The organism is Klebsiella sp. K-3 (assembly GCF_051207495.1).
Classification (GTDB): domain Bacteria; phylum Pseudomonadota; class Gammaproteobacteria; order Enterobacterales; family Enterobacteriaceae; genus Klebsiella; species Klebsiella aerogenes.
On the sequence record NZ_JBPNXF010000005.1, the window covers coordinates 26213 to 42964 of the forward strand.

The 16752-nt window shown below is 57.3% G+C and carries 18 protein-coding genes; 7 read left to right on the forward strand and 11 right to left on the reverse strand.

The features are described from left to right. Positions 1-18 precede the first annotated feature (18 nt). The 3 genes from ACSEMK_RS08905 to dagR form a co-directional block, all read right to left on the reverse strand. The gene (locus tag ACSEMK_RS08905) at positions 19-504 is read right to left on the reverse strand and encodes a PTS system mannose/fructose/N-acetylgalactosamine-transporter subunit IIB (protein WP_015368462.1); all 486 of its coding nucleotides are present in this window, start codon (positions 502-504) and stop codon (positions 19-21) included. 10 nt (positions 505-514) lie between these two features. Beyond that, positions 515-943 (reverse strand): PTS sugar transporter subunit IIA, encoded by a 429-nt coding sequence (locus tag ACSEMK_RS08910; protein WP_015368461.1) that lies wholly within the window; start codon positions 941-943, stop codon positions 515-517. Between the two features lie 119 nt (positions 944-1062). Then, the gene (gene dagR, locus ACSEMK_RS08915) at positions 1063-3864 is read right to left on the reverse strand and encodes a transcriptional regulator DagR (RefSeq protein ID WP_430914796.1); all 2802 of its coding nucleotides are present in this window, start codon (positions 3862-3864) and stop codon (positions 1063-1065) included. A gap of 179 nt (positions 3865-4043) precedes the next feature. On the opposite strand from dagR, the gene fosA reads away from it, so the two are divergent. Further along, positions 4044-4463 carry a FosA5 family fosfomycin resistance glutathione transferase gene (gene fosA / locus ACSEMK_RS08920; protein ID WP_435336372.1) on the forward strand — a complete coding sequence of 140 codons (420 nt, stop codon included), beginning with the start codon at positions 4044-4046 and terminating at the stop codon, positions 4461-4463. Between the two features lie 157 nt (positions 4464-4620). On the opposite strand, the gene ACSEMK_RS08925 is transcribed toward fosA, so the two are convergent. Both ACSEMK_RS08925 and ACSEMK_RS08930 read right to left on the reverse strand, forming a co-directional pair. Continuing rightward, entirely contained in the window at positions 4621-5964 is a 1344-nt protein-coding gene (locus tag ACSEMK_RS08925) for an APC family permease (protein ID WP_430914798.1), read from the reverse strand. After that, complete coding sequence (locus tag ACSEMK_RS08930; RefSeq protein ID WP_275518258.1) at positions 5954-6871, reverse strand: acetamidase/formamidase family protein; 918 nt, start codon at positions 6869-6871, stop codon at positions 5954-5956. The genes ACSEMK_RS08925 and ACSEMK_RS08930 overlap by 11 nt, the downstream gene beginning before the upstream one ends. 476 nt (positions 6872-7347) lie before the next feature. On the opposite strand from ACSEMK_RS08930, the gene ACSEMK_RS08935 reads away from it, so the two are divergent. Further along, positions 7348-7824 carry a hypothetical protein gene (locus tag ACSEMK_RS08935; protein WP_049058330.1) on the forward strand — a complete coding sequence of 159 codons (477 nt, stop codon included), beginning with the start codon at positions 7348-7350 and terminating at the stop codon, positions 7822-7824. A gap of 3 nt (positions 7825-7827) precedes the next feature. Continuing rightward, positions 7828-8412, forward strand: coding sequence for an OmpA family protein (locus tag ACSEMK_RS08940; protein ID WP_063443556.1), 585 nt, complete (start codon positions 7828-7830; stop codon positions 8410-8412). A gap of 36 nt (positions 8413-8448) precedes the next feature. Here ACSEMK_RS08940 and ACSEMK_RS08945 read toward each other — a convergent pair whose 3' ends face one another. Next, complete coding sequence (locus tag ACSEMK_RS08945; RefSeq protein ID WP_046883368.1) at positions 8449-9861, reverse strand: PLP-dependent aminotransferase family protein; 1413 nt, start codon at positions 9859-9861, stop codon at positions 8449-8451. Positions 9862-10038: 177 nt separating this feature from the next. Between ACSEMK_RS08945 and ACSEMK_RS08950 the strand changes: the two genes are divergently transcribed. From ACSEMK_RS08950 to ACSEMK_RS08965, 4 genes are all read left to right on the forward strand, one after another. Further along, positions 10039-10203, forward strand: a complete 165-nt coding sequence (locus ACSEMK_RS08950) for a DUF1127 domain-containing protein (protein WP_064571553.1) — start codon at positions 10039-10041, stop codon at positions 10201-10203. 148 nt (positions 10204-10351) lie between these two features. Beyond that, positions 10352-10816, forward strand: coding sequence for a MarR family winged helix-turn-helix transcriptional regulator (locus ACSEMK_RS08955; protein ID WP_049047305.1), 465 nt, complete (start codon positions 10352-10354; stop codon positions 10814-10816). A gap of 6 nt (positions 10817-10822) precedes the next feature. Continuing rightward, positions 10823-11890 carry an HlyD family secretion protein gene (locus ACSEMK_RS08960; RefSeq protein ID WP_015704273.1) on the forward strand — a complete coding sequence of 356 codons (1068 nt, stop codon included), beginning with the start codon at positions 10823-10825 and terminating at the stop codon, positions 11888-11890. Further along, the gene (locus ACSEMK_RS08965) at positions 11880-12944 is read left to right on the forward strand and encodes a DUF2955 domain-containing protein (RefSeq protein WP_435336376.1); all 1065 of its coding nucleotides are present in this window, start codon (positions 11880-11882) and stop codon (positions 12942-12944) included. The genes ACSEMK_RS08960 and ACSEMK_RS08965 overlap by 11 nt, the downstream gene beginning before the upstream one ends. On the opposite strand, the gene ACSEMK_RS08970 is transcribed toward ACSEMK_RS08965, so the two are convergent. The 5 genes from ACSEMK_RS08970 to mdtM all read right to left on the reverse strand — a co-directional run bounded on the left by ACSEMK_RS08970 (position 12941) and on the right by mdtM (position 16726). After that, positions 12941-13195 carry a DUF3343 domain-containing protein gene (locus ACSEMK_RS08970; RefSeq protein ID WP_213317803.1) on the reverse strand — a complete coding sequence of 85 codons (255 nt, stop codon included), beginning with the start codon at positions 13193-13195 and terminating at the stop codon, positions 12941-12943. The two genes, ACSEMK_RS08965 and ACSEMK_RS08970, sit on opposite strands and share 4 nt — an antisense overlap. Next, complete coding sequence (yjiL, locus tag ACSEMK_RS08975) at positions 13192-13959, reverse strand: putative 2-hydroxyacyl-CoA dehydratase activator YjiL (protein ID WP_087858260.1); 768 nt, start codon at positions 13957-13959, stop codon at positions 13192-13194. The genes ACSEMK_RS08970 and yjiL overlap by 4 nt, the downstream gene beginning before the upstream one ends. Positions 13960-13968: 9 nt before the next feature. Continuing rightward, entirely contained in the window at positions 13969-15120 is a 1152-nt protein-coding gene (locus tag ACSEMK_RS08980; RefSeq protein WP_213317805.1) for a double-cubane-cluster-containing anaerobic reductase, read from the reverse strand. A gap of 97 nt (positions 15121-15217) precedes the next feature. Next, on the reverse strand, positions 15218-15457 hold the full coding sequence (locus ACSEMK_RS08985; protein ID WP_015704280.1) for a DUF2164 domain-containing protein: 240 nt from the start codon (positions 15455-15457) through the stop codon (positions 15218-15220). A gap of 24 nt (positions 15458-15481) precedes the next feature. Then, complete coding sequence (mdtM, locus tag ACSEMK_RS08990; RefSeq protein WP_411325771.1) at positions 15482-16726, reverse strand: multidrug efflux MFS transporter MdtM; 1245 nt, start codon at positions 16724-16726, stop codon at positions 15482-15484. Positions 16727-16752 lie beyond the last annotated feature (26 nt).

The window sequence follows — 16752 nt, forward strand, 5'->3', positions numbered from 1 at the left end:
TACCTTTTTATCAACTGGTTAGAATTTTTTCAGGATGTCGTCCAGTGACTGTGGTTTATCTTCCGGGATGGTCTGAAAGAACACCTGAATGCCGCTATCCTTCAGAGCGCCGAGGATGCCGACATCTTTTTCATCAAGGGTGATGTTCTGGAACACGGCCTTGCGGTTCGGCCCGCCGCCCAGCCCGCCAACCTGAATCGTCTGCACGTCAAAGCCCAACTGGACGGCTTCCTGAACGGCTGACAGCGACGGGAATAGCACCAGCACATTGCCATCGCCGAGCTGATTCTCTTTCCAGGCGGCGGCGAAGCTGGCGTTGCCGTAACAGTCGACTTTGATGTTCGGCGGCGCGGCCATTAAATAGATATTTTTCATAAACGGATCGGCATCCAGCTCGTCGCTGACCACGGCGATACGATTGGCCTGCGACTGGCCGACCCATTTGGTGACGACCTGACCGTGGATCAGACGGCTATCGATACGACATAAAACGATTTTTGCCATGATGGGCTCCTTAAGAGGTTAACTGGTTCACGTGGGCGACAACGTCGCGGCAGCTGCTGCGTCCTGCTTCGACCAGCGCATTAACGCAGCCGGTGAGCGGGCCCTGCTCGCGCAGATCCAACGCCTCCAGCAGCAGCGAGGCGTTGAGCCCGCAGACGACGGCGATGGGGTAATCCGCGCTCAAGCGCGCGGCGACGTTGGAGGTAGTGCCGCCGAGAAAATCGGTCAAAATCAGCGAGCCTGCCGGCATCGCCTGCACGGCCGCTTCGACGCGCTGATAAAACTCGCCGAGGGTATCGACCGGCATAAGCGCGATTTCGCTGACGCCGGCGATTTCGCCGGTCACCATGCGCAGACTGTCGCAAAGTTGCGTGCCCCAGCCGCCGTGCGTCAGCAGCAGAATTTGGGGTAACTGGGTGGTAGGTTCAGTGGATGACAAAGTGGCCTCCTGGCGCCGAATCGTTGACGCACTAATAAGAGCAAAGCGCGTGCCACAATTTGTGTCATCTACCGAAGAGGAAAAGGCTGGCGGGCCGCAAAGCCGCGCCAGAACAGGCGTTAACTAAATAATAATTCGTAGATATAAATGTACTCGGCATCGGATAAACGGATGGCGTAGGCCTCCTCAACCGGATGGAAAGCCGATTTAATGACACTAAATGCCTGAGCGTCCATATCCGGCCGCGTTTCCAGCGCCATCTGTAACGGTTTCCGGTTAATCACGATACGCTCGACCATACAGCAGCAGTGGATCAGAAAGCGTAGTGTCACCTGGCGGTTAGGCGCGATGGCCAGCGTGTTCCTGAGCTGGTTCAGGATCCCTTCCATTTCTTTTAATATGCGCTGCGGATTGAGCACCGAAATATGGTTGATAATGCTTTCCATGGTCAGGGCGCTGATAAACCGTGAAGCGCTGCGCTCCATCTCCAGACGGCGCTCGCTGCTGGATAAATCCGGGGTCAGCAGGCTGAGCACCAGCTCCGGCCCCTGCTCGGAAAACAGCTCCTCCAGCGAGATAAACGGGATATCGGGCAGCCCCGGCTGGAATGTCCCGACAATACCCGCCAGCCGTTCATGCGCCCTGATTGCCTGCTGTAGGCGCTCCGGGCTGCGAACTTCGTTGTAATCGAGGATAACCATCCGGGTATCCTGCGACATCAGCTCGCCAAAGCTCTCCTCCAGCACCTTTTTGATTTTTTCCGCCGTGCCCATGCCGGTAATGCAGGAGATAACCAGCACCTTGCCGGCGTTCTCCTGCTGCGGCGTGCACAGCTGGCTAGCGATGCCTTTTTCCTGCATCAGATTGACCAACCGCGGCAGGTCGCCGGTTTCGTAGCTGAGATCGAGACCGATCTCCAGCAGGCTGGTCAGGGTGATATTCGGCATCAGCAGGACATCGATCTGGAACAGTTTGCTGATGGTGCTGCCGAAATGGACCAGCGATCCGATGTCGACCATCAGGATCAGCCGCTGCCAGCCTTTGCTGTGGATCAACTGGATCAGTTTTTCCAGCGTATCGTGCACCGATTGTTCAAACGGCATGTCGATGGCGCTGAACAGTTCGCGTTCCAGCACCCGATTGACGTACTGCGCCATGCTGGTGGCCGTGGTGGCGCCATGAGCAATGAGGATCGCCCCGCAGTCAGGGCTGGCGGTGATGCGCTGGCGGTAATGGCGGCACTCTTTGAGGAACAGGCACAGCCAGACCACTTCGGTGGCCGGACACTGGATATGCAGCAGATCGTTGATCTTCTTGCACAACAGAGTGGCGTTATCGTATTCATCTTTGCAGCGATCGAGGATCAGGCTCGAAGAGTATAACTGCGGGATCAGGCCGCGTTGTACGTAGCTGATGAGAGCGAGAAAGTGTTTACGCAGCGGGTTGACCAGGTTTTCCGGCAGGGCGAAGCCGAGTACCTGCTCAACGTAGCCGATAAGCAGGGTCACGCGCTCCTCAATCCGATCGCCATAGCGTGGCGCGTGGCTGGCGCTATCGCGGCTGTAGAGGCCATATTCAAAAATCGAGCTGAGCTTATTTTTAAGAATCGCCAGCGTCTCGGCGGGCGGCACGTTGCTATTGCGCAGGTTAACGTATTCGCGGGTCAGGAAGCTGTAGAACAGATCGCTCTCCTCGACGCTGTCATCGGCCGCCGAACTTTTCAGCTGCGGAAGAGTTCGGGCATCGATGTTCAGCAGGGGACGGCCGTTAAACAGCGCATCGACCAGCTGTCGTTGCTCCGGCGTGGCATTGATCGGGCCGTCCGCCAGTTTGCTGTCCAGCAGCAGTATCTCGTTATTAGCCGCCATTCCCAACGCCCATGCCTGGGCGCACAAGAACTGGATGTCGCTTTTAAGCTGGCCGATGTTGCCTTCCAGCGGCTTGTTCAGCAGCCACAGCAGCAAGGTTTTATCGATACTCACCGTGCGCTCGATTTTGCGACTTTCGCGTTGTAAAAAACCGATGATCAGTTCGATCTGCTCTTCAACTGAACGCTGGCGGATGCCGGGTAAATCGATAGCGACCTGAATACGCCGCTGAAAGGTACGTAATAGCGATGAGCTGACGGGCTCGGTGGTGGCGCAGATCAGACGTACGGCGATATTGCGCGCCGGGCCGCTGGCGCCGAGCGGGCGATATTCGCCTTTATCCAACAGCGAAAAGAGCTTTTCCTGCCCTTCATAGGGCAGGCGATGCACTTCATCCAGCAGCAGATAGCCGCCGTCGGCCTGTTCGATCAGCCCGCTTTTGTTTTCCGTCGCCCCGGTAAAGGCGCCCTGACGGTGGCCAAAGAGATGCGATGACAGCAGCTCCGGGTTGTTGGCGTATTCCGCGCAGTTGAAGTAGACCAGCGGCGGCCGTTTTTCACCGGCATGCTCGCAGGCGTAGCGGTGCATCAGCTCGGCAAAAAAGGTTTTACCCACGCCGGAGGGACCGGTCAGCAGGACGTGCAGCCCGTGGGGATACAATACCGCGGCTTTCCCTTTTTCCACGGCATCGTGCAGGCTGCGATCGTGGCCGATCAGCATGGCGAACGGGTCGACAGCCTCATTGTTATCTTGCGGCTGCGGCAGGAGATCGGCGAGAGTCGCCGGCTCGCGTTCGCTTTCCGTCAGCGTATGGTCGAGCAGCGTTTCCGTCGTCCGGCGATGTAAAAAGAATACCGGGCGGCCGCGCGTTTTAATCACCAGCCCGTCGCTCCATAGCTGATTGAGATCTTTACTCACCGAGTTGCGCGCCAGCCCGAGGTTAAAGCCGATTTGCTCTGCGGTGAAGGCGTTCGAGCCCCTGGCTAAATCCTCCAGCGTCACGGCCTGGCTCAGCCTCTCCAGCTCCCGCAGTACTATCTCAATACGTCTCATCTCGTTACCGGGTTGTTCAATGTCGATAGTTGAGAACATACACTATTACGCGGCGTCAGAAAGAGACCAGGGGCGAAGTTGGCGGCCTTAACGATATCTACAGGGTGTCCTTTCGCTGCCACAATGGTGGTTTAAGGTGGGATTGGGTATGGTTAGCGCATCTCACCGGAGGAACAGATATGTTGAGCGGATTGAATCATCTGACCCTGGCGGTCAGCCAGCTGGCGCCGAGCGTGGCGTTTTATCATCAGCTACTCGGCATGACGCTGCACGCGCGCTGGGATAGCGGCGCGTATCTTTCCTGCGGCGATCTGTGGCTGTGCCTGTCGCTGGATCCGCAGCGGCGCGTCACTCCGCCGGAGGAGAGCGACTACACCCATTATGCGTTTAGCATCAGCGAGGCGGATTTCGCCAGCTTTGCCGCCCGTCTTGAGGTCGCTGGCGTAGCGGTATGGAAGCTAAACCGTAGCGAAGGCGAATCGCACTATTTCCTCGACCCCGACGGCCACAAGCTGGAATTGCACGTCGGCAGCCTCGCCCAACGCCTGGCCGTCTGCCGCGAGCAGCCGTATAAGGGGATGGTGTTTTTTGGCGAGTGATAGAGAGGCTCCTGGAGGCGGCGCTTGCCGCGCCTTTTCCGGGCTACCGGCCCGCAAACGGCTGTGAACCAGTAGCCCCGCTAAGCGCAGCGCTAGCGGGGAAATACTCAGGGGCGTCGGGCCCACAAATAGCGGCGAGCCCGACGCCCGGTGGTGTTTACCCTTCCAGATTCAGCTCCACGTTGCGCTTAAGCGCCAGACGCATAATGGCGTAATACACCACGCCGACGGCCAGCCAGCTCAGGCCGAGCACTTTGGCTTCAACATCCATCTCATAAATGACAAAGCCGATAATGCACAGCCCAATCACCGGGAAGAGCAGGTGCATCACCAGATTGCGCGACTTTTGGCGAATCAGATAGTGGTTGATCACCGCCACGTGCAGCACCAGGAAGCCCATCAGCGCGCCGAAGTTCACCAGCCGACTGAGGTTGTCGATATCTCCGTAGAACCAGAGACCGGAAACCAGTGAAATCAGCGCGACAAATAAGGTACTGACATACGGGGTTTTCAGGCGCGGATGCACCTTCGCCAGCAGCTGCGGGAGCTGCTTATCGCGGGCCATCGCAAACAAGATGCGTGAAACCGCCGCCTGAGCAACCAGCGCGTTGGCGATCCCCCAGGAAATCACCGTGGACCACATGGTGACGTATTTCAGCCATTGGCCGCCGGCCAGATTGGCGGTGTCGTAGAACGCGGTATCGAGGCTGCCAAATTTCATACCCTGCGCCAGATCCGCGGCAATCCAGGTCTGGACAATGAACAGCGTACCCACCAGCATCAGGGTGCCTAACGAGGCCTTGCCGACGGTATCGACGCCGCCTTTGGTTTCTTCCGACAGCGTCGATATACCATCGAAGCCGAGGAAAGAGAGTACGGCAATCGAGACTGCGCCCATCACCAGCGGCAGACTGAATTTATCGGCATTATACAAGGGATCGAGCGTCAGGTGGCCTGCCCCGGCTCCGGAATAAAGTGCAATCAATCCCAGCACCACAAAAATCGCGAGGACCACGATTTCAGCAACCAAAATGCTATTATTCGCTCGCGCGGTAAAGGTAATGCCGCGTAAGTTAATCAGGCTGTTAATCGCGATAAAGCCGATAATCCAGACCCAGCCCGGAACGCCCGGCAGCATCGGCCCCAGCGCCGCCGCGCTGACGATATACAGCAGCGATGGCACCAGAATGTAGTCCAGCAATATCAGCCAGCCGGCAAAAAAACCGACGATAGGGTGTATTCCGCGCTGAGCGTAAGCGTATACCGAACCGGAAACCGGGAATGCGCGCGACATCGACCAGTAACTCATGGCGGTGAAAAACATTGCCACCATGCCGATCAGATAAGCCAGCGCCACCATGCCCTGCGCGCCATCCCAGACGTAGCCGAAGACACCGAAAGGAGCGATGGGTACCATAAAAATCATGCCGTAAACCAGCAGATCGCGGAAGGTCAGCGCTCGATGGAGCTCCTGTTTATAGCCGAACTGTTCAACGCTCATGCTTGCCCCCATCAATCGACAGAGAAAGCTGTTCGGCGACTGTTTTCGGCAGCGCGTAGCGGCAGGTTTTCAGCGGATCAACGACCTGGCAAATTTGTAGATCTCCGGCGATGCTCAGTACGTTGATCGCCTCAGCCAGCGTTAATGCGGTATTGTCGGCAATGAAATGGGCCATATTACGTGCCGCAAGGGCTGCCGCATCGTCTAGGGTAACGGCGGAGGCGAGGGTGAAAATCGTTTCGTTGTTTTCCAGCATCGGTAAGGGGAGCTGACGGTTTTTAACAACGGTTAACTCAACGAGGACTTCGCCCGGCACTTCCAGACCGCAGACAGACACTTCGCCATCCCCCATCGCGGCGTGCAAATCGCCCAGCCCGAATAGCGCGCCGGGCACGTTGACCGGCAACCACAGCGTGCTGCCGGCGGCGATCATTTTGCAGTCCATATTGCCGCCGTGACTATCCGGCGTGCCGCAGGAAATGGGTTCTCCTGCTGGAGCAACGCCAATGACGCCGATCATCGGCTTCAATGGCACGCGCACGTTCCCCGGGAGGACCGCATGATCCTCGACGATTGGGACGATGGTGACCGTGGGCTCATGCAGTTCATCGCCAATGACGCCGAGCTGCGGCGCGGTCACCATCACCGCCTGTTGAGCCGTCAGGGTGATGCGTTTGATGCTGACTTTTAAGCAATCGCCAGGCTCTGCGCCTTCAATAAAGACGGGGCCGGTCGCCGGGTTAATGCGCTGCCAGTCCAGTTCATTAAAGACGGCATCGGCTGAGGTGATTTGATCGGAGAAGCAGTCGCAGGTTTCAAAAGTGACTTCGCTACCGCTGGCTACCGTGGCGACGGGGGCGTTGTCGCGCGACATCGCATAGACTACCTGATCGCGGGTTATTTTCATGATGTTTTCCAAATGATGTTGTTATGTTTTTTATAATTAGCGTTTCCCGGTGGGGAATTTTGACTTTATAGGCATTATTTTATTAAGACAACCAGGCGCACTGCTACCTCATAATTTATAAATCAAAATATTAATATAATTACCCAGCAGATATTATTGTTCTTAATTTTATAACACAGGTTTTTTTCTATATATAAATCTGGGTTTTTGCTTTTTTTTGAAAATTATATTTCATACGATTGCTCAATTTTTAGCGGATTAATCCGCTGGGGCGCTTATATCTTTTAGGGGGCAGTGAGCGGGTAGAAAGAAGCAGAGAACCGCTAAATGTGATCCCACCGACGTTTTTGCCCGCGGTAGGGGTGATAGCGGGACGTTTTACTATACTTCGAGGGCATTACTCTCCCGGCGACTTTCCTATGTTATTGAAAATAATAAATAACAAAGACAGCGCCCTACAGAATAAGGACCTCAACATGAAGCGAATGAAAAACTTCGTTGCCTCCTGTCTGTTGACCGCGCTGGTTGTCCCGAGCGTCGTGCTGGCAGAGGAGCCGACTACCGCGCCGTTGGCCACCGGGATGGTGAGTGCGGGAACGGCGGAAGCGCAGGTGGTGGAAGCGGTTCGCCACGGGGACATTCTGACCGTCAAGGTGCGCTTTAAGGGCCTCACCGATAACCTGACCGGGCAATCCCTGTATACCGGAATTGATAAAGACGCTCTCGCCAAATCTTTCTATCTGCTGGTGGGTAATAAGAAATACCTGCTGCTGACCGATTCCAATGGCGTCCCGTTGGCTCCGAATAGTGTGATGTTTAGCTCACGCGCCGGCGTGCCGTACGTTGGGTCGTGGTACGGTAGCTTCCCGGCGCCGCCAAAGGATGTCAAAGAAGTCTACCTGACTATTGAAAACGTTGAGCCGCTCGGGCCCATCGCCATTACGGATCGTTAAGCAATGAGCGGCCTGTACAAACTCCTGTTCATCGGCGGCCTGGCGCTGTGCTCCCCCGCAGGGGCGGAAGAGTCGCCGGCGCATGCGCCGCCGACGATCCTCGATCTGCAAGCGACAACCCTCGATCTGGTAGGTTTCCCCGCGGATACCGGCGGCGCGGTGCTGGATTTGCAGAGTAAGGCGGCGGATCTGGCGAAGCAGTCGGCGGATATCTCTTTCCGCGACGATAAAGACGCGGTGACGCTGTCGATGCGCAGCGACGTGCTCTTCGCTTTTGATAGCGATGCGATTGCCAAAAAAGCCGAACCGACGCTGAAAAAGGTCGCACAACTGATCGCCGACGATCCTGCCGGCGTGGTGACGATCGAAGGACATACCGATTCAGTGGGCAGCGATAAGTACAATCTCGACCTGTCGCAACGTCGCGCCCGCGCGGTCGGCAAATGGCTGATCGCCCACGGGGTGGAGCCATCACGCCTGCGCGAGCAGGGCAAAGGCGAAAGTCAGCCGGTGGCGAGTAACGATAACGACGCCGGGCGCGCGAAAAATCGTCGCGTCGATTTTATCTTGCCGAAGAAGAAAGAGTGAGCCGCCGTCGCACATGGATAATTCCGGTACGGCCTCTTACTCCATCGCCACCTTCACCGCTTCCCCCAGCTTGACCATCACCTCTTTATGCTTCTCAATCGGCGGCAGGGCGCAGTTGATCCTTAAGCAGTTGCGATATTTCCCGGATGCCGAAAACAGCGAGCCCGGCGCGACCTGGATCTTCAGGCGACACAGCTGCTTGGCGACGCAGACCATATCCACCTGCTCCGGTAGCTCGACCCACAGCATAAAGCCGCCTTTCGGCCGGGTAACGCAGATGCCGCAGGGGAAAAACTCCCGCAGCCAGCAGGTATAGATCTCCATATTACGCTGATAGATCTGCCGCATCCGCCGCACGTGGCGGTGGTAATGGCCTTCGCGAATAAAGTTACAGGCCGCCAGTTGGGTTGAAGGGACGTTAGTGCCGCTGGCGGCGTACTTCATCTGCAGCAGACGATCGTAGTAGCGACCGGGGGCAATCCAGCCGATGCGCAGGCCGGGGGCGATGGTCTTGGTAAACGAGCTGCAAAGTATCACCCGACCGTCGATATCCCATGAATGAATCGTGCGCGGGCGCGGGTATTCGGTCGCCAGCTCGCCGTAAATGTCATCTTCGAAAATCACGATATCATGGCGCTGGGCGAGGGACAGCACCGCGCGTTTGCGCGCGTCAGGCATGATGTATCCCAGCGGATTGTTGCAGTTAGGCACCAGGATCACCCCTTTGATTGGCCACTGATCCAGCGCCAGCTCTAAGGCCTCGATGCTGATCCCGGATTCCGGATCGGTTGGGATCTCAATGGCTTTCAGCCCCAGGCCGCGTAGTATCTGCATGGTGCCGTAGTAGCAGGGGGATTCGACGGCGACGATATCGCCGGGATGACACACCGACAGCAGCGCCAGCGATAGTGCGCTGTGGCAGCCGCTGGTGATCAGTAGATCGTCGGCGGTGACGACCGATCCGCCGTCGAGCATCAGGCGGGCGATCTGTTCGCGTAGTTCGCGACGCCCGGCCAGTTCGTCGTAGTTGAGCACTTCGCTGAGGTTGTGCTGAATTGCCCGGCTGAGTTCGCGCCAGATAGGCTTAAGGCTAGGCTGGGTGACGTCCGGCGAGCCGCCGCCGAAGGTAATGATTGATTTATCATTGCGCGCATCGAGCATGGTCAACACCTGGTCCCACTGGGTGATCTCCACCGGGCGCTGCACCGGGCGCGACATCGGTGGCACCGGCGCCTGGGCTTTGCGCGGGGCGACGAAATAGCCGGAGCGCGGCTGCGGCACGATCAGCTGTTGCTGTTCCAGCGTCTGGTAGGCCTGCTGAACGGTACTGATGCTGACGCCATGCTCCTGGCTCAGGCTGCGCACCGACGGCAGCTTTTCGCCGTGGCGATACAGCCCTTGTTCGATACGCTCGGCCAGCAGGCTGGCCAGATGTTGGTAACGGGTCATGCTGTATCCTTAGTAATTGCCATACAGATAGATAAACCAGTACAGATGGCGGTCAAAAATGGGGCATGGTGTACGTTTTAGCCAATCTGTATGTTAAAGAAAAGTGTTTTGTGAATCTGTATTGTTCAGGCCCGGATCCGTGAAGATAAAGCCTCTGGCAAGGCGAGGAGGTAGAGGATGGAATTTCACGAGAATCGGGCAAAACAGCCGTTTATCGGCTGGGTATTTCTGGCGCGAGCAATTAGAAAATGGTGGCTTCGTGGGCAAACGCGCAAAGTATTGCAGCGAATGAGCGACGAACAGCTGAAAGATGTCGGGTTGCGCCGGGATCAGATTAATTAAAAAGTGCTTTTTTGTAGCCCCGGTAAGCGTCAGCGCTACCGGGGAATTACATTCACAAAATTTATCAATTGATGCTTCTACTCCCATCGTTTCTTGATACTTACCCTGATAAGTATTATTTTCCCCACAGCTAAGTGAGGAAAGTAACATGACCGAAGACGAACTGTTTGCCCGCCGCCCGATGGGGATGCGCATGGCGATGGTGGTGCGCCAGTGGCGCGCGATTATCGACAGCGCCATTACCGATACCGGCCTGACCCAGTCAAGCTGGACGGTGCTGATGCAGCTGCATCAGCTGGGGTGCAACGTCTCGGTAAGCGAACTGGCGGAAGTGCAGGGTATTGAGCTGCCGCCGCTGATGCGCACCCTTACGCAGCTGGAAAAGCAGGGGTATCTACTGCGCTCAACATCGCCATATGACAAACGCATCCGCCTGCTTACGCTGACGGCAGAAGGCCGTACTATCCTGGAAAAGCTGAACCGCGTCATTGAGACCTATCAACAGCGCGTGACGGAAACCATCCCCGATGCGGACCTCGACACCTTCAGCGCCACGTTAAATCAAATCGCCTGCAACTTGCGGACAATCCGCGAAGAAGATAACAAGATCTAAAAAACTATGATGACGCCAGAACAAAAATTTGCCCGCTGGGTAAGGGTAAGTATTGCCGCTTTCCTGGTGATATTCGCCTGGTTTATCGTTGCCGATATCTGGATCCCGCTAACCCCGGATTCCACCGTGATGCGCGTGGTGACTCCGGTCTCGTCGCGGGTCTCCGGCTACGTCTCGCACGTCTACGTGCACAACAATAGCCAGGTGAAAAAAGGCGACCTGCTGTATGAGCTCGATCCCACGCCATTCATTAATAAAGTTGAAGCGGCGCAAATCGCTCTTCAACAGGCCAAACTGAGCAACCAGCAGCTGGATGCGCAAATCGCCGCCGCTCGCGCCAACCTGCGCACCGCGCAGTACACCGCGCGTAATGACAAAGTCACCCTCGACCGCTACCAGCGTCTGAGCACCATGCAAAACGTGTCGCAATCGGATCTCGATAAGGTGCGCACGACATGGCAGACCAGCGAACAATCGGTCAGCGCCCTGAATGCGCAGATTCAGAACCTGCTTATTCAGCGCGGCGAGCGCGACGACAAGCGCAACGTGACGCTGCAGAAATACCGCAACGCGCTGGAAGAGGCGCAGCTCAACCTCGGCTGGACCCAGGTGCGCGCTGAGACCGACGGTATGGTCAGCAACCTGCAGCTTAATCCGGGTATTTACGCCACCGCCGCCACCGCCGTGCTGGCGCTGGTCAACAACAATACCGATATCGTCGCCGACTTTCGTGAAAAAAGCCTGCGCCATACGGCGGTGAATACCGATGCGGCGGTAGTGTTCGATGCCCTGCCGGGTAAGGTCTTCCCGGCACATGTGACCAGCAGCGATGCCGGTATTCTTGCCGGTCAGGAAGCGGTGAATGGCCAACTGTCGCAGCCTGAGCAGTCCACTCGCTGGGTGCGCGATGCGCAGCGCATGCGGATTCACGTCGCGCTGGATCAACCTCTGGATAAGCCGCTGCCGACCGGCGCCCGCGCCACCGTCCAGTTGTACAATAGCGACGGCCCCTTCGCCCGCACCTTTGCCGGCCTGCAGATCCACCTGGTGAGCTGGTTGCACTATGTCTATTAACACCCTGGCGCACGTCTTTACCCCGCACGGCAATATCGTCTATACGGCCAATGATTTTCGCCAGACGGTACGCATTGCCGTCGCCGGGACCATCGCGCTGAGTATTTCGACCTTCTACGACGTGCAGTACGGCGTGTTTTTCGTCGTTTATCCACTGATGCTGATGTCGCTGGTGCCGGTGTTTAACCGCCACGTCGCCCGGCAGTTTGTGTTCAGCGCGGCGGTCAATTGCGTCGAAATGGTGCTCATCGTCGGCTATCTGTCGCAGTGGCCGGTAATTATGACATTAGTCGTCTTTGGTCTGTACGTGATGCGTTTTCGCTTTATGAGCCAGGGGCCGCTGTTCCTGCTGGGATCGATGGGCGTGGTGTGCCAGAGCACGATGCTCAATTTTATGAGCTATCCCACCAGCAACTGGCACACGCTGATGTTCTCCAATATGGAGGCCTGCGTGATGGCGGTGGCGCTGAGCGCGCTGCTGCACTATTTGATCCCGGATGTTGAACCGCGTAAGCCGCCGCCGCGCATAGAGAAAGACGCCGCGCGGATCCGCCATGAATCGCTGCTTTCCGGCACGGTTGCGACCATTATCTTTGTGATCTTTCAGATCTGCGATCTGAGCGATTCGCTATCGGCGCTAATGGCCGGGGTGCTGATCCTGTTTCCGATGCACTATCGCGGCGCGGTAATCAGCTCGATCTGGCGTGTGGCGGGGGTCGTGCTGGCTTGTCTGTACATTCTGGTGGTGCAGCTGATTATCTATAATTTCAGCAACCATATGATCCTGATGATGCCGCTAATTGGTCTTGGCCTGGCCTTTAGCGCCCGCCTGCACGTGATGGAAAAAGTGGGCGCGGGCGTAGGTTTCGCCAGTATCACCACCATCGGTATTATGTTTGGCCAGAACCTGCATCCGAATCAGGATCTGGTGTTCAGCGACCTGTACCGTATTACTTCGGTCACGGTCTCGCTGGTGGCGACGCTGACCATGGTGTTTCTGGTCCATCGGGTACTGAACTGCTTCGCGCCGACGCGGTTTGTGATCACCGATTAATCCTCCTGCGGGAAGCGGGCGATGCAGCGCCACGCTTCCCCGTTTTGCTGATAAAGCGCCGCAGTATGCCCGGCGATTATCCAACTTCGCGCTGTTTTTTCGCCCCCCTCAATCAATACGCACAGCCCGCAGCCGCTGCGCAGCTGGCGGGGAATATCTTTTACCTCGAAGGTCATCCCTGCCGCCTGCAGGGCTTTGCGCATCCGCACGACGCCCACCGTTGAATGGAATAAGAATAGATATTTGCTCATCCGCGTCTCCGCTGGCGCTGGCCGATCAGCGCCGCGCCGATCGCCCCGGCAAACTGGGCGTCGGGATGGGTCGCGACCGGCATGCCAACATGCTTCTCCAGCATGCGGGCGAAGGCGACGCAGCGGCTGACGCCGCCGGTAAACAACAATGGCCCCTGTGCCGATAAGCGGCCAATAAAGTTCGCGCTGCGCCGCGCCATGGCGTTGATCACCCCGGCCAGAATTGACTCCGGCGCGACTCCGGCGGAACGCAGGCTGATGACTTCCGATTCGGCAAAAACCGTACACATGCTGGTGATGGCGTGCGGTTCTACGCCTTCGGTAATAGTGTCCAACTGGTCGACGCTGGCGCCGAGGGTCCGTGAAATAACTTCCAGAAAGCGCCCAGTACCAGCGGCGCATTTGTCATTCATCAGAAAGTCGCTGAGGTTGCCCTGCTCATCAAGCTGGATGACTTTGCTGTCCTGGCCGCCGATATCAATCACCGCGCGGGTTTCCGGCGCCAGCAGGCGCGCGCCGAGCCCGTGACAGGAAATCTCGGTGACTTGTTTATCGGCGAAATCGACCAACTGGCGACCATAGCCGGTGAGGGTTAAAAAAGGCGTTGTCGCGAGGTCCGCGCGCAGCGTCTCCCAGGCCTCGTGAATGGCATCGGCGGGGCGAAAGGGCGTCGGAATGAGGAAACGGCGCACGATGGCGCCGTCTGCCAGTAGGATGCCTTTGGTGGCGGTGGAGCCGGAATCAATACCTACCGAGTAGATCACGCTTGCTCCTTATAGCATTTCGATAAACGCGGCGACGCGGGTACTGAGCTGGCCGAGATCCGCCGTCGAATAATCGGTCTCGATCGCGATATAAGGAATGTCGTGCCGCTGGCGAACGTGACGCTTAATCGCCAGCGATTCCACGGCGTAGGTATGGCAAGCCTGCAGAATGACATCGACCACGCCGTCGGCCTGGTATTCCTCAACCATCTGGCTTAGCAATTGCAGGCGCTGGTCGTTAGGTGAAATACAGGAGCAGCCGATGGCGAGATATTTATCGGTTAAGGCATCGTAGACGTCGCCATCTTCCGCCACGCAGCGCTCGGTGGCCTTCGCGCCGGTACAGTTCTCGTAGCCCACCACCCAGCCGCCGTTTTCTTCGATAGCGCGGACGACTTTTTCCGCCGCGCCGCCGATCGGGCAGCCGGTGATCAGAATACGCGGACGAGACGCCAGCCGTTGGCCTCCTTGCCATTGCTGATGGATACGTTCCGCCATCGCGTTCAATTCGTCAATCAGCGCGCTTTTGTCGAAGCGGAAGGTCGCGCCATAAACCACCTTCAGAATATCGCTGCCGCTAAGCGCCGGCGGATTGAGTTGCCCGAGGCGATAGAAGTTGGCCAGCGCCCGGCGTTCGCAATTTTTCAGTATGATGGCTTCACGCAGCGCCGCTTCGCTAATGGGCGTGGCAAACCGGGTTTCAACGACCTGCTGCAGGCGTTTGATTTCCGCTTTCCACAACGCGCGGGAGGTGGCGTCGCTGGCGCTGTTCGGTAGTTGCATTACGTGTACTGCCTTGAATTCGGCCATGTACTCGTACATCTTCTTTTTGCCGTCGCAGGTGGTTTCGCCGACCACCAGATCGGAGAAATAAAAGTAGGGGCATTTATCGGTTTTGCCGAAGCCGTAGCTGCTTTTAATCAGTGGGCAGAGGTTGCGCGGCAGGTCTTTCTCCGCCTCTTCAATAGTTTCATCAGAAGTGGAACACAGCGAGACGACCACGGCGCCCGCCGCCATGGCTATCTCCTGGGGCATAAAAGTGCAGTAGGTACCGACCAGCGGTACGTTCTGCTCTTTGAGTTCCATTACGCTGAGAAAGCCTTTCTGGCGAGCTTCTGAGAATTGATCGAAGAGGGCGGGTAGATCGGTGATGAGCGACATGATTTTCCTTCCCCGTACACGGGAGATGATGAAAGAGTCGCCATTATAACCATGTTATTTGTGTGTATTTATTGATCTCCCGCCCATCCCGGTGGCGTTAATAGACCTTCTTCAAATCCATTTCTTCCTGAATGCGCTCGCTCCATGCCAGGTGGGTGCGGATGGCCTCTTCAATGCCGGCGTTGTAGAACAAAGGCCCCAGCTCTTTAGCGATAAAGTCGACAAAAAACTCGGCGTCGAACTGTTCCAGCTCCAGGTTAAAGGTCTCTTCGCAGTACTTGCTTAGCCGCTCGCGCAGCAGATCGCGCTGCGCCGGGCTGAGTTCAATATCGCTCATGCGTGGTTAATCTCGGTGAGTTAGTCAGGATTGTCGGGCTTCGATGACCGCCTCTGAACGCTGGCGCAGATTGCGGAGTAGCCCCGCCAGACAGCAGGCGGCGACGATCCCGGCGGCCACTGCCAGCAGGTGGAACGGCAATCTGCCGCCATGGAACCATAACCAGCGCGCGCCTTCAATCGACAATGCGCTGACGCTAAGGATCACGATATTCAGCGAGGCGGAAACGGTCCCTTTCGGCAAGTCATTGGAAAAAAGGGTAAAGCGGAACAGCGTCGGGAAAATCAGCCCGATGCCGAAGGCGTAGAAGCAGGTGCCGAGCACCGACCACAGCCAGACGTGCGGCCACGTCAGATTACCGATAATCAGGATCGCCAGACCAACCATCTGGATGGGGACTGCGCTTAACACAAAGCGCGGGCGAGTCGGGTCTTTCACCCAGCGCGCCACCGACAGATTAGCGATAATCACCGCACTGAAAACCGGCACCTGGCTCCAGGCAAACTCGCTGGTGGTGAGCCCGCCGGCGTCCATTAAAATCACCGGCGACACCGCCACCCAACTCATCAGCGGAATATAGCTCAGCGCCAGCGTGGCGGCGCCGAGTAAAAAGATGCGGTTGCGGAAGACGTCGCGAAAATCGCGCACCACGCCGAGCGGGCTGAACGGCACGTCGCCGCGACGCACCGTCTCCGGCATGTTAAACAGTAAACCCAGCCAGGCCACCAGCCCCATCGCGGCGATAATGCCAAACAGCGCTTTCCAGTGGATAAAGTGCATCAGCGCCGCGCCGGAAAGCGGGCCGACGATCGGCGCCACCAGCACGATGGAGGTAATTACCGCCATCAGCTTAATTGACCGCTTTTCGTCAAAGGCCTCCTGCACGGTGACGTAACCAACGGTGGCGATAAAACAGATGCTGGTGCCCTGCACAAAGCGGGCAATCAGGAACTGGGTCATTGAGGTCGTCCACAGGGTGGCGAAGCAAGCGAGGGTAAAAATCAGCGCGCCGCTCAGCAGTACCGGCCGGCGGCCAATACGGTCGGAAAGCGGCCCCAGCAGCCACTGCAGCGCCATCCCGCCGGCCATATATAAACTCACCGAGGCTGGAGCCAGCGCCACATCGGCGTTGAAATCCCGCACCACGTGCAGGATCCCAGGCTGGATGAGATCGGTGGTCAGGTAGGCGGAAAAGTCATACAGGATCAGCGCCATCGGAAAGAACAGCGATGCGCCGTAGCGGGCGCTCAATCGCGAAATCCATGACATAGCCGTCTCCTTGCCGTCGTGTATTC

Bases quoted from the DNA above. Each gene is read 5' to 3' on its own strand.
- ACSEMK_RS08950 (WP_064571553.1), top strand. From the start codon at position 10,039: ATGGAATTTCACGAGAATCGGGCAAAACAGCCGTTTATCGGCTGGGTA.
- ACSEMK_RS08980 (WP_213317805.1), bottom strand. From the start codon at position 15,120: ATGTCGCTCATCACCGATCTACCCGCCCTCTTCGATCAATTCTCAGAA.
- fosA (WP_435336372.1), top strand. From the start codon at position 4,044: ATGTTGAGCGGATTGAATCATCTGACCCTGGCGGTCAGCCAGCTGGCG.
- ACSEMK_RS08955 (WP_049047305.1), top strand. From the start codon at position 10,352: ATGACCGAAGACGAACTGTTTGCCCGCCGCCCGATGGGGATGCGCATG.
- dagR (WP_430914796.1), bottom strand. From the start codon at position 3,864: ATGAGACGTATTGAGATAGTACTGCGGGAGCTGGAGAGGCTGAGCCAG.
- ACSEMK_RS08985 (WP_015704280.1), bottom strand. From the start codon at position 15,457: ATGAGCGATATTGAACTCAGCCCGGCGCAGCGCGATCTGCTGCGCGAG.
- ACSEMK_RS08960 (WP_015704273.1), top strand. From the start codon at position 10,823: ATGATGACGCCAGAACAAAAATTTGCCCGCTGGGTAAGGGTAAGTATT.
- ACSEMK_RS08925 (WP_430914798.1), bottom strand. From the start codon at position 5,964: ATGAGCGTTGAACAGTTCGGCTATAAACAGGAGCTCCATCGAGCGCTG.
- ACSEMK_RS08935 (WP_049058330.1), top strand. From the start codon at position 7,348: ATGAAGCGAATGAAAAACTTCGTTGCCTCCTGTCTGTTGACCGCGCTG.
- ACSEMK_RS08905 (WP_015368462.1), bottom strand. From the start codon at position 504: ATGGCAAAAATCGTTTTATGTCGTATCGATAGCCGTCTGATCCACGGT.
- mdtM (WP_411325771.1), bottom strand. From the start codon at position 16,726: ATGTCATGGATTTCGCGATTGAGCGCCCGCTACGGCGCATCGCTGTTC.
- ACSEMK_RS08945 (WP_046883368.1), bottom strand. From the start codon at position 9,861: ATGACCCGTTACCAACATCTGGCCAGCCTGCTGGCCGAGCGTATCGAA.
- ACSEMK_RS08930 (WP_275518258.1), bottom strand. From the start codon at position 6,871: ATGAAAATAACCCGCGATCAGGTAGTCTATGCGATGTCGCGCGACAAC.
- ACSEMK_RS08965 (WP_435336376.1), top strand. From the start codon at position 11,880: ATGTCTATTAACACCCTGGCGCACGTCTTTACCCCGCACGGCAATATC.
- ACSEMK_RS08970 (WP_213317803.1), bottom strand. From the start codon at position 13,195: ATGAGCAAATATCTATTCTTATTCCATTCAACGGTGGGCGTCGTGCGG.
- ACSEMK_RS08940 (WP_063443556.1), top strand. From the start codon at position 7,828: ATGAGCGGCCTGTACAAACTCCTGTTCATCGGCGGCCTGGCGCTGTGC.